The organism is Candidatus Methylomirabilota bacterium (assembly GCA_036005065.1).
Classification (GTDB): domain Bacteria; phylum Methylomirabilota; class Methylomirabilia; order Rokubacteriales; family DASRDR01; genus DASYQW01.
In genome coordinates this window covers 1-11,946 of record DASYQW010000074.1, presented here as the reverse complement: position 1 = coordinate 11,946, position 11,946 = coordinate 1, and the positions used below count along the sequence as shown (strand labels likewise).

The following is an 11,946-nucleotide window of genomic DNA, read 5'->3' as shown; positions in this document are numbered from 1 at the left end:
GGCATCGGGGGGGTCTTCCGAGACCCCCCCGAAAAGACCTAGTCGGCCCACTGCGCCACCTCGGGGGACGGGCGCCGCGCCAGGAGACCGCGGGCCAGGCGGGTGATGTCCTCGGGCAGGATCTCGAGCCAGATCGCCAGGCCCAGGTAGCCGAGCCCGCCCAGCGCCCCGACCAGCATCCAGGGCACGCCGGTCAGGCGGCCGAGGAGCAGGAAGACCGCCAGGAACAGGCCCGCCCCGCTCGCCCGGAGCGCGACCTGCCACGACTCGGGCCCCAGCGTGCCACGCGGCAACACGCGCAGGGCCCAGAACAGCACGAACGCCTCGGTGACCACGGTGGCGACCGCGGCGCCGATCCCGCCGTTACCGAAATGCTGGTCGGTCAGCGGGATGAGGACCCAGTTGAGCGCCGGGTTGAGCAGGCAGGCCCCGCTCGCGATCATGACCCAGGCCCGCTCCCGGCCGACAGCCATGACGACCCCGCTCAGGAAGAAGTCGACGAACACGAGCGCCAGCGTGGCCGCGTGAATGCGCAGGATGGGGACCGACGGCCCGAAGGCCTCCAGCGTGAAGAGGAACCCGACGATCTCCTGAGCCATCGTGCCCAGCACGACGGCGAGCGGCACCGTCACGACGAGGAGGAGCTGGAACGCCTTCCGCACCGTCCCCTGGAACTCCGCCGGCGAGGTGACCCACAGTCGGGCGGCGACCGGGAACGTCGCCGTCCTCAGCATCTGCGGCACGAAGTTGAGGCCGTCGACGAGGCGGGTGGCCGCCCCGTACCAGCCGACGGTGGCCGTGGTGGTCATCCATCCGAGCATCACGACATCGACCCGGAAGTAAAAGACCCCCAGCGCCTCCCAGACCAGGAACGGCAGGCCCGCGGCGAGGAGCGCGCGCGAGGTGACGGTTCCCGCGGCGCTGGGAGCGCGGAAGCCCGGGAGCCGCCGGACGCCCACCGCCTGGATGCCGACCCGCAGCAGCGACGCCAGGGCCATGACTGAGGCCACCGCCAGGGCGCCCTGGCCGTTCAGGAGTACCGGCGCCGCCAGCCCGAGCGTGAAGACGTTCCCCGCGATGCGGGCCAGGGCCGGGGTCAGCATGCGTTCGTGGGCCTGGAAGAAGGCCCCCAACACCTGGGCGATCGCCTCGCCCGCCATCACCACTCCGAGGATGGTGACCAGCTCCCGGACGTGCTCCGGATAGGCGAGCAGCCGGGCCACGCCGAGGAGAGCCACGTAACACACGACACAGACCAGCGCGATCACGATCGCGGCCCGGCGAAAGTAGGCGCGAGCCAGGCCGTGCTCCTGGGCTACGGCTCGGGCCACGACCGGCGTGATTCCGAACTCGGCGGCCACGGCGAACATCATGGCGAGCGACAGCGCGAGGTGCAGCCGCCCGAACTCCTCTGCACCCAGGAAGCGCGGGAGCAGGACGACGAGAGCCATGCCGATGAGGCTCGACAGGACCTGGGCCCCGATGAGGAGCGAGGAGTTGCGCAGGATGCTCTTCAGGGGGTCCAGGGTCTCGGCGGTTCGGTCGAGAACAGACCAGCGACCTGCGAGTGAAGCAAGCCGCGCGAGGAATACTTCGTTCACGAGGGCCTCGGGGAGCCGGTGAAGTGCAAGGCCGATACCGAGGCATCTTTCGTGCCGTGGAAACCCCGCCCTGATCGGCACATGGCGCGACGTGGTCAGGGTCATCGGCGACATTGGTTTCCCCCTCACCCGACCCTCTCCCCCGGTGGGGGAGGGGGAAATTGGGGCGAGACGCTCTTCGCCGCCGAGCGCCGCTGAAGCACGCGCGGCGAGCTCCTGATCGCGTCGTCCGGGATGCCGTGGTCGCGCCGGGATCACATCAACTTCCCGGTTGCGGCGCCCCCTGCCCGTTCGGCCGGTACTCGCTTTGCACTGCGCCGGGTGGCGGACCCGACGGGTCCGCTGACGACGGAATCGCACTGGATGGGACGGTGGTCGGCCGGGGTTCCGCTCGTCGTCGGCCTTGACCGCTTGCCCCGGCCTTGCGGCGAGGGTCGGGGCCCATGCAGCATTTCGAGTTCGAGCTGTCGTTCCTCGCGTGGCTGGCTTCGTTCGCCGGTCGGTGGCCGATCCTGGATCGAACGGCGGAGACGCTAGCCAACAACGATCTCTTCGAGGCCACACCCTACGTTCTCGTTCTCATGGGGTTCTGGTACGGCGCGGCGGCGCGGGCCGCGGTCCGGCGCGAGATCTTCGCCGGCGGTCTCGCCGCCGCGATCGCCGTGCTTGTCTGTCGACTGATCCAGAACGGGTTTGCCAGCACCCGGCCGATCTGGGATCCGGTTCTCCAGGGGCTCTTCCCGTCGGAGTTCCAGCGGCTGATGGACCTTTCGTACCACTCCTTCCCGAGTGACCACGTCGCCTTCATCTTGCCCCTCGCCTACGCCGTCTGGCGGATCGACGCCCGCATCGGCGCAATCGGCTGGGCCTGGTTCGTCCTCATCTCCGTCATCCGGTCATACCTCGCGCTGCACTACCCGATCGACCTCATAGCCGGCGCCCTTCTCGGGGTCGTGGCGATCGGGGCGGTCCGCTGGGCCTCGGAGCCGGTCGGGAGGCTGTTCGCGGCTCTCGAGACGGCCGAGCGGCGATGGCCGGGGCCGGTCGCGGCGGCCTTGTTCTTCGTTGCCTTCCAGTACGCCACGTTGTTCATGCTGATACGCGATCTGGGGAGCCGCGGGGTCCGCGTCGTCGCGATGCTCGGTCCGTGGTGAGCCGATTCTGGCGGGTCGGCGGCCTTCGGCCCCCGCGGTGTCCGCCGCCGCTGGCGGAAGTCATCGAGCAGCTCCGGGTCACCGGGCGTGCCGCGCGATTTCGTGCTGCGGCGTGGCTGCGGGATCTGGCGCGGCTGACGGACGTCATCGCGCCTGTCGAGGCGGCGGGGCGCGCCGCGCGGCTTCGGGCTTCCGGGTGGCTACGGGGCGCGCCGCGTCCGGCGGACGTCAGCGCGCGGCTCAGATTCGCCGGGCGTGCCGTGCGGCTGCGGGCCGCGGCGTGGCTGCGGGATCTGCCGCGGCTGACGGACGTCATCGCGCGCCTCGGGGCGGCCGGGCGCGCCGCGTGGCGTCGGGCTTCCGAGTGGCTGCGGTCTGCGCCGCGTCCAGCGGACGTCAGCGCGCGGCTCGGGGCCGTCGGGCGCGCCGCATGGCTGCGGGCTCCCGCGTACCTGCGGTGGCCACCGCAGTTGGCGATGGTCATCGCGCGCCTCGGGGCCACCGGGCGCGCCGTGGGGCGTCGGGCTTCCGAGTGGCTGCGGTCCGCGCCGCGGCGGGCGGACGTCATCGAGCAGCTCCGGGTCACCGGGCGTGCCGTGCGGCTGTGGGCGCCCGCGTACCTCCGGTATCCGCCGCGGCTGGCGGAGGTCATCGAGCGCTTTCGGCGGCGCGCCCTCCACCGCGCACGCCTCGGTCGTTCGGAGGGTTGGCCGATCGCGCGCGCGGCCGTCGGCCGAGTGGGGATCGCCGCCGCCCGGTGGGGCAGCGGCGTTCTTCGTGATGCACGGATTGGCGTGAGCCGATTCTGGCGGGTCGGCCGCGGGCGGGGCTCGTGGTTGCCGCCGCGGGCGGCCACGATCATCGGACGGCTTCGGCTCGCTCTCCGCCGCGCACGCCTCGGCGCTCCCGAGACTTGGCTGACCGGGCGGAGGGCGGCCGGCCGAGCGGCGAGGGCCGGCGCCCGGTGGAGCAGCGGGGCTCTTCGTCGCCTTCCCGGACGCCGCGGTGTCCTCACCGACACGCGATCCGGGGGGCCGCGGCCCCCGCGGCGTCACGATGCTCGGACCGTGGCGAGCCGATTCTGGCGAGTCGGCCGCGGGCGGGGCTCGTGGTCGCCGCCGCCGGCGGCGAAGATCATGGGGCGTCTTCGGCTCGCTCTCCGCCGCGCACGCCTGAGTCCTCCAGAATGCCTGCTGATCGGGCTGACGGCTCTCGTGCTGATCGCCGGGCTCACGCTGGGGGCGGGTACGCCCGTCGCCTACGCCGTCGTCGTGCTCCCGGCCGTGGTCGCCCTCACCTGGTGGCGGCCGGCCTATGGGTTCGCGCTCCTCCTCGGTCTCGTGCTGGTGACCGAGGAGTTCGAGATCCTGACCATCCCCCAGGGACGGTTCGCCGGGGGAAATCCGCCCCTTCTGCGGTTACTCCCGCTCTACCGGAACCTGGGCCCTCTGTTCGCGAACGCCCTCGAGCTGTGGCTGGTCTTCGTCACGGCGACCTGGGCGGTGCAGGCGGCGGCGCGCCGGCGATGGCGTCTGGCGCCCGTCCCGTGTGGAGCGGCCTGGGCCGCGGCCGTGGTCGTCATCGTGGCCGCGTTCGCGGCTGGCATCGAGCGGGGTGGGGATATCAAGGTCGCGCTGTGGGAGATCCGCGCGCTCGCCTACCTCCTGGGGCTTCTCTGGCTCGTCCCCCAGCTGGTCGAGCGGCGGCGGGACCTTCTGGTGATCGCGTGGGCCCTGGTCCTCGGTCTGGGCGCGAAAGCCGCCGAAGGCCTCTATCGCTACTTCGCCGTCGTCCATATGCGGCTCGGGCCTAATGAAACCTTCATGGCCCACGAAGAGCCCGTCATGTTCGTCCCGCTCGTCTTTCTGTTCCTCCTCCTCACGTACCATCGCGCGCGGAGCGCACTCTGGCGGATGCTCCTGCTCGTGGCACCCGCCATGTTCCTCGTCCTCGCCCTCACGCAGCGTCGGACGACGTACGTCACGCTCCCGCTCTGCAGCGTCTTTTTCAGCTTCCTGATTCCTCGCGCGGCTCTCCGCAAGTACGCCTGCCATGTGGCGGCTGCGGTGGGCGCCGTGGGGATCTACGTCCTGCTGTTCGCCGGCTCCTCGTCGCCGCTGGCTCGCCCCATCGAGCGCGGGCTCACCCTGTTCGACTCCTTCAACTCGTCGAACCTGTACCGGATCCTGGAGAACGAAAACCTTCACTACACGATCACACAGCATCCCTGGGGAATCGCGTTCGGGCACCGCTATGAAATGTTCTACCGCTTGCCCCGCATCGACTTCTCGCTCGCGGAATACATCCCCCACAACGAGATTCTCTGGGTCTGGGTCAAGACCGGCACGCTCGGGTTCATCGTCATCATGTTCTTCTTCGCCCGCATGGTCGCCGAGTCCGTGTGGACGTACCGGCATCTCCGCGACCCGCTCCTGCGGGCGCTGGCGGGAATCGTCGGGCTGGCGGTCATCAATCAGCTCGTCGTCTCGTACTTCGACCTCCAGCTGACGTATTCGCGAAGCATGATCTACCTGGGGACGCTCGGGGGACTCCTCACGCCGCTCCAGCGCCTGGGGGGGCTGGCGCGTGACGTGGTGGTCGTGAGGCTGTGGACGGACGGCTCGGTGGGCGATCCGGCTCACCGTCTGGCCCGGCCGCTGGCGGCGCTCCCGGCCCAGGAGGAGCCGGTGGGATGCTGCGGGCCCGCACCGGTCCTGAGGCTCGAAGGCGAGCACCCGTAGTTCTTCGAGGGGGTCTTCCGAGACCCCCTCGAAATGACCTAGGCGGCCGGAGCGGAGCGCGGGAACGCGGCGCGGTAGGCCCCGCGCAGGGCGGGGTAGGCTCGCCAGAGCTGCAAGCTGAACCAGAGCCACGACTCGTGGGCCACGTCCATGCGCGACAGCGCGTGGGGCGAACCGTGGAGCTCGGCGCCCGCACAGCCCGCCGTGTAGCCCGCCTCCGCCACCGCATCCAGGGCGCGGCGATTCAGCCGGTTGAACGGGTAGGCGAACGAACGCACCGCCACCCCGAGCCGGTCCTCGAGCCACACCCGGGACCGGGTCACCTCGGCGCGAAGTCCGAAGTCCGTGAGCGTCGTGAGGTCGGGATGGCTCATCGAGTGGGACCCGATGTCCATGCCGGCCCCGAGCCACGCCCGGATCCCCTCCCAGTCCATCAGCGGCGCGGGGTCGGCCCAGTGTGAGGACTGGCCGACGGCGCCGACGACGACGTAGCAGGTGGCGGTGAAGCCGAACTCCTGGAGCAGCGGGAGCGCCACGGCGAGGGTGTCCACGTAGCCGTCGTCGAAGGTGATGGCCACCGTGCGGGCTGGCACCGGGGCGCCGCGCCGGAGGGCGTCGGCCAGGACGACGGGCGACACCGCGCGGTAGCCGAGCCTGCGGAGCAGCGCGAGGTGCCCCCGGAAGCGCGCCACGCGGATGCTGCAGGGATGCGTGCCGGTCCGGTCCGTGAGCCGGTGATACGTCAGGATCGGCGCCTGCTGGTGGGCGAGGCGCCATTCGCCGAGCGACCGCCGGAAGAGCTCGAGGCGGTCGCGCGGGCCGGGCGGTGCCGGCGGGCTGCTTCCGTTCCGGCGCGCCCCGTGCGGACTCGCCGTGCGCCCTCCGGACGCCTGGCGCCGCGGATCGACCAGGATGTCGTCGAAGACGAATCTCGACATCAGCGCGCCCTCGCCGCGAGGCGGCGGACCGCCCGCCGGAAACGCCGGACGGGCCGGCTCCACTCGGGATGCGCCCATGCCCAGGGCCGGATCCGGCCGCGCCAGACGTGCGCCGCCGACCCGCGCACGCCGCGCCACGCCATCACCCGCTGGAGCGTGACCGATGCCTGCGTCCAGCGCAGCTTGTACCACTCGTCGCCGCGCCCGAAGTCGAGGACGTCGGCGGCCCGGGTGACCCGCAGGTCCTCGACGACGGCGAGGGTCACCAGGAGGTTGGGCGAGTGGCGGGCGAAGGCCGGATCGTGCCCGCCCATCCAGTAGAAGAGCCGGCGCTCGTAGAGGAAGTAGAGTCCCACCGCGATCAGCTGGGATCCCAGGACGAGGCGGGGCAGGTAGAGCCAGCCCTGCCGCCAGGCCTCGCGCGCGATCGCGCGCACCCACTCCCAGTAATCGGGAAGCTGGAGGCGGCTCAGCTCGCCTTGTCCGCTCCAGCGCGCCCCGTGGAGCGCGCGGAGCTCGGCCAGGGCCGCCTCGACCTCGTCGAGGTCGTTCGGGAAGACCAGGGCGAGCTTGCCCTGGCGGCCGAGCACGCGACGCTGGCGCGCCAGGTCCTTGAGCATCGAGCGGCTGGCGCCGGCATCCCAGTCGTCCGGCCTCAGGTCGAGAATGGGGTTGATCGTCAGCGTGCTCACCTCGTGGCGCGCGCGGCCCGACCGGAGCGCGCTTCCGAGCGCCTCCGCACTCCCGGACCCGGCGGCGAGGCACCACAGGTCGGTGAGATGCCACCCCGGCTGCTCGAGCACGAACCGGGCGAGGAGCGGCGCCAGCGCCTCCTCGCCCGGGGCGAGCAGGAAGCCGGCCAGGTCGGCCTCCTCGGATCCCAGGAACTCGCGGACCCGGATGCCGCCGCGGCCCCGCTTGGTGCAGAGCGGCGCCAGCGCGACCAGCCTGCCGTCCCGCCGGGCGCCGGCCAGATGGAGCCGGCGGCCCGCGCCGAAGTGAGCCCACCATGTCTGGATCCATTCCGGCGAATGGAAGATCGACGGCTCGGCGATCGAGAGCGCGAGCTGCCGCCATTCGGGCTCGAGGGCGCGGAGCCCGGCGTCGTCCTCGAGGATGAACCACTCTAGTCGACCCACTACGCCACCTCCGGGGCCGCGCGCCGTGCCAGAAGGCCACGGGCCAAGCGGGTGATGTCCTCGGGCAGGATCTCGAGCCAGATCACCAGGCCCAGGTAACCGAGCCCGCCCAGCGCGCCGACCAGCATCCAGGGCACGCCGGTGAGGCGGCCGAGGAGCAGGAAGACCGCCAGGAGCACGCCCGCCCCGCTGGCCCGGAGCGCGACCCGCCACGACTCGCGCCCGAACGTGCCGCGCGGGAACACGCGCAGCGCCCAGACCATCACGAACGCCTCGGTGGCCACCGTCGCCAGGGCGGCGCCGATTCCACCGTTGCCGAAATGCTGGTCGGTCAGCGGGATGAGGACCCAGTTGAGCGCCGGGTTCAGCAGGCAGGCCCCGCTCGCGATCATGACCCAGGCCCGCTCCCGGCCGACGGCCATGAGGACCCCGCCCAGGAAGAAGTCGACGAACAGCAGGGCCAGAGTGAGGCCGTGGATGCGCAGGATGGGGATCGATGGCCCGAAAGCGGGGAGAGTGAACAGGAACTCCACGATCTCGTGGGCGAGCGTGAGCAGGACCACCGTGGCCGGCACCGTGGCCACCAGCAGCAGGGAGAAGGCCTTGCGCACGGTCTGTCGAAACTCGGTCGGCGAAGTCACCCACAGCCGGGCGGCGACGGGGAACGTCGCCAGCGTGAGCATCTCCGGCAGGAAGTTGAGGGCGTCCAGCAGGCGGGAGGCCGCGCCATACCAGCCGACGGTCGCCTCGGACGACATCCGGCTGAGCATCACCACCCCGACTCGGAAGTAGAAGATGCCCAGCGCCTCCCACACGAAGAAGGGAAGGCCGGCGGCCAGCAGGGCCCACGGCGTCGTCGCCGCCGGGGCTGAGACCGTCCGAAGGCCCTCCAGGCGTCGGACGCCCAGCGCCTGGATGCCGACGCGCAGGACCGAGGCCAGGGCCATCACCGTCGCCACCGCGAGGGCGCCCCGGCCGCCCACCAGCAGCGGCGCCACCAGTCCGATCGTGAACACGTTGCCCGTGATCCGCGCGATGGCGGGGATCACCATGCGCTCGTGAGCCTGGAAGAGGGCTGCCAGGACCTGCGAGAGGGCCTCCCCGATCATCACCACCCCGAGGATGGCGACCAGCTCGTGGACGCGCTCCGGGTAGCCGAGCAGCCGGACGGTGGCGAGGAGCGCCACGTAGAACCCGGCGCCGAGCAGCGTCATGAGGACGAGCGCGCCCCGCAGATACGGGCGGGCGACGGAGCGGTCCTGAGCCACCGCCCGGGCGAGGACCGGCGTCAGGCCGAACTCGACGGCGACGCTGTACATCATGGCGAGGGACAGGGCGAGGTGCAGCCGCCCGTACTCGGCCGCGCCGAGAAACCGCGGCACCAGCACGACCACCGCCATGCCGATGAGGCTCGACAGCCCCTGGGCTCCGATCAGGAGCGAGGAGTTGCGCAGGATGCTCTTCAGCGGGTCCATGAGGCCCGGGACGCTTGGGGAGAAGGGGAATTCCCGGATGGGTCGTCCCTTCGGAGCGTCTCGTGAAGAAAGCGCAGCAGCTTCTGGAGCTCGGGGGGCTTCGCCAGGACCGCCTCCGCCCCCAGGCGGAGCGCCTCGGCCTCGCGCTCCCGCTCGATGAAGGCCGACAGGATCACCACCCGGGCGCTCGGCGCGACTTCGCGGAGGCCCCGGAGGGTCACCAGGCCGTCCATGCGGGGCATGATCATGTCGAGCATGACCAGATCGAAGGCCTCCCGCCGGGCCAGCTCGATCGCCCGGATCCCGTCCGTGGCCGTCGTGACCTCGTAGCCCTCGCCCTCGAGGATGTTCTGGAAGGTCGTGGTGATCGCCGCATCGTCGTCCACCACGAGGATCTTCGGCCGGCGCTCGGTCGTCACGGTTCGGGTCCTTCCCTCAGAAGAGGCGCCATCGCGCGCCGGTCGGCCGCCGCAGGAGTCCGCTCTGCTCCCGGAGGGGGCCCAGGAGCCCGGCCAGCGTGCCGAGGTAGAACATGGGACGCGCGTAGGTGAGCTGCAGGTCGTAGTAGGAGACGATCAGCTGGTTCACGATCGCCAGACCGATGATGGTGGCGACCGCGCGGAACAGGGGATCGCGGAGGTGCCGGTACGTCCACGTCGATTCTGCCACCAGACGGGCGAAGAAGAACATGACCAGGATGAAGCCCAGCGTGCCCGCCTTCACCCAGATCCACATGATCTCGTTGTGCGGAATGTACTCCACGAGCGGGAAGTCGATCTCCGGCAGGCCCCGGACCATCTGGTAGGGATGTCCGAATCCACTTCCCCACGGCTTCTCCAGCACCGTGTAGCGCAGGTTGTCGAGCTCGACGACCCGGTAGAGGTTCGAGGTGTTGTAGGGGTCGAAGAGCTGGAGGGCGCGGTTGATGGGCCGCGCCAGCGGAGACGAGGAGCCGCCCAGGACCACGACATAGGCGGCGAGGACGACGACGACGGGCAGCACGTAGCGGACGAACGCCCGGCGGGCGGCCGGCGCCAGCTCGATCGCGAAGAAGACGGCGCAGATCGACACCGTCACGTAGGCGGTCCGTCGCTGCGTGAGGACGAGGGCCACGAACATGAACGGCGTGGCGATCAGGAGGGCGCGCCGGAGGACGGGCGCGCCGCCATAATGGAGCACCGCGAACAGCAGGAAGAGCATCGGGATGAACATGACCGGGTCTTCGTGCGCCATGAACGTGTCGCGGAGGTCGAGGTGCATGTGGAGAAGGAACACGTACCGGTAGAGCCCCTGCACGGCCTTGATCCCGAGGACGACGATCATCACGCCGACGAGGAGCTCGATGTCGCGCCGGGACTCGATGAGCTGGGGCACGAACCAGATCAGCGCCAGGAGGTAGGCGGGCGCCCGGACTTCGGCGATGGCGGCGCTGAGGTCGCCGCCCCGCGCCACCCCGAGGGCGAACGTCACCGCCAGCGTCCCGACGGCCGCGAGCCAGGGGCCCACGCACGGAACGTGGGCGAACTCGAGGCGGTCCCGGGCGATCCGCTGCGCGACCCAGAAGGCGCCCAGGAGGGTGAGCCACAGCTCCAGCGGCGTGAGGGCGATCGGCAGCGACGTGAAGCCCTCGATGCTCCGGTAGAGGGGGACCAGCTCGAGGAGAAAGGGCTGGCCGCTGGCCATGGTCAGGATCTCGAACTCCTCGACCAGCAGGACCAACCCGAGCAAGGCCGCGAAGCCGTAGAGCGGGCGCCACCACGAGAGGCCGACGACGATGGGGATGCTCAGCGCGATGTACGCCAAACGCCCCTCGCCGCCCAGGGTGAGCCCCGCGACCACGAGCACCCCGGTGAGGCCGATCAGGAGAAGCTCCTCCGGCCGCACGCGGACGAGTGAACCTGCCGAACGCATGACTACTCCCTGGGGGAGCAAGCGACGTGCCACCGCGGGCATCACCGCGTCCCGAGCCGACCCGGTGAGCCCGGCTCTATGCCCCGGAAATTGTTGCATTGGCCCGGCAACTTTGGGGCCTGGCCCCGGCCCTTCAGGGCGGGCACCGGGGTGGAAGCAAGCGCGGGTCCGGCGCTGGCGGATCGGGGACCCGACCGGCCCCCTGGCACCCGCCTTGCTGATCCGCTGACGTGAGAGGTGCTAGTCATGCGCGAGACAACCGTGTGGCTTCTCGTGGGAACCCTGGTCGCGGGCGCCGGCTGCGCCAGCACACCCAGTCCGACCGCCAGCCCTGCAGGGCCGGCGACGGCAGTGGGGAGTGCCGGGCCTGGGCCGGTGCCCCCGCGGGCGGGGTCCGGGCCGGTGCCGGGCGCGGGAGCCGGGCCGGCGCCGGGGTCGCTGGCGCCGCCGGCGGTCTCGCTCTCCCCGCCCCCGGCCGCGGCGGCGGGGGACTACCGGCTGGCACCCGGCGACCAGATCGCGGTTCAGGTGCACGGGCAGGAGGACCTGACGCGCACGCTGCGGGTGAGCCAGGGGGGAACGATCACCTTCCCCTTCCTGGGAGAGGTGGCGGTCGGGGGCCGGTCGGTGAAGGAGGTGGAGCAGACCCTGGAGACCGGGCTACGGGGAGGGTACCTGCTGCAGCCCAAGGTGAACGTGACGGTGTCGGAGTACCAGGGCCGACAGTTCGCGGTGATGGGGGCGGTCCAGCAGCCGGGAGCCTTCGCGCTGAAGACGAACCACACGACGGTGCTGGGGGCCCTGTCGGAGGCCAAGGGTGTCCGGGAGAACGCGGACCGGGTGGCCTACGTGGTGCGGGCCCGGCCGCGGGCGGGGGAGCCGCAGCCGGTGGCGGTGGACCTGGACACGCTGATGCGGACGGGAGACCCGCGGCAGAACGTGGTGGTGGAGGCGGGGGACGCGGTGTACGTGCCGGAGGCCAACGCC

The 11,946-nt window shown here is 71.4% G+C and carries 9 protein-coding genes; 3 read left to right on the top strand and 6 right to left on the bottom strand.

Features of this window, described 5'->3' with window-relative positions; genetic code table 11:
- Positions 1–38 precede the first annotated feature (38 nt).
- Positions 39–1,601 carry a flippase gene (locus VGW35_05880; GenBank protein HEV8307178.1) on the bottom strand — a complete coding sequence of 521 codons (1,563 nt, stop codon included), beginning with the start codon at positions 1,599–1,601 and terminating at the stop codon, positions 39–41.
- A gap of 443 nt (positions 1,602–2,044) precedes the next feature.
- On the opposite strand from VGW35_05880, the gene VGW35_05875 reads away from it, so the two are divergent.
- The gene (locus tag VGW35_05875; protein ID HEV8307177.1) at positions 2,045–2,755 is read left to right on the top strand and encodes a phosphatase PAP2 family protein; all 711 of its coding nucleotides are present in this window, start codon (positions 2,045–2,047) and stop codon (positions 2,753–2,755) included.
- Between the two features lie 1,067 nt (positions 2,756–3,822).
- On the top strand, positions 3,823–5,496 hold the full coding sequence (locus tag VGW35_05870; GenBank protein HEV8307176.1) for an O-antigen ligase family protein: 1,674 nt from the start codon (positions 3,823–3,825) through the stop codon (positions 5,494–5,496).
- A gap of 38 nt (positions 5,497–5,534) precedes the next feature.
- Here VGW35_05870 and VGW35_05865 read toward each other — a convergent pair whose 3' ends face one another.
- The 5 genes from VGW35_05865 to VGW35_05845 are packed head-to-tail and all read right to left on the bottom strand — an operon-like array spanning position 5,535 to position 10,959.
- Positions 5,535–6,434, bottom strand: a complete 900-nt coding sequence (locus VGW35_05865) for a polysaccharide deacetylase family protein (protein HEV8307175.1) — start codon at positions 6,432–6,434, stop codon at positions 5,535–5,537.
- Positions 6,434–7,573 (bottom strand): GNAT family N-acetyltransferase, encoded by a 1,140-nt coding sequence (locus VGW35_05860; GenBank protein HEV8307174.1) that lies wholly within the window; start codon positions 7,571–7,573, stop codon positions 6,434–6,436. Before VGW35_05860 ends, VGW35_05865 begins: the two co-directional genes overlap by 1 nt.
- On the bottom strand, positions 7,573–9,048 hold the full coding sequence (locus VGW35_05855; protein HEV8307173.1) for a flippase: 1,476 nt from the start codon (positions 9,046–9,048) through the stop codon (positions 7,573–7,575). Before VGW35_05855 ends, VGW35_05860 begins: the two co-directional genes overlap by 1 nt.
- Positions 9,036–9,467, bottom strand: coding sequence for a response regulator (locus VGW35_05850; protein ID HEV8307172.1), 432 nt, complete (start codon positions 9,465–9,467; stop codon positions 9,036–9,038). Before VGW35_05850 ends, VGW35_05855 begins: the two co-directional genes overlap by 13 nt.
- Before the next feature lie 16 nt (positions 9,468–9,483).
- Positions 9,484–10,959: an O-antigen ligase family protein gene (locus VGW35_05845; protein HEV8307171.1), complete on the bottom strand. Its 1,476-nt coding sequence runs from the start codon at positions 10,957–10,959 to the stop codon at positions 9,484–9,486.
- A 402-nt stretch (positions 10,960–11,361) separates the two neighbouring features.
- Between VGW35_05845 and VGW35_05840 the strand changes: the two genes are divergently transcribed.
- Positions 11,362–11,946, top strand: a 585-nt coding sequence (locus tag VGW35_05840) for a polysaccharide biosynthesis/export family protein (GenBank protein ID HEV8307170.1), incomplete at its 3' end; no start/stop codon positions are given.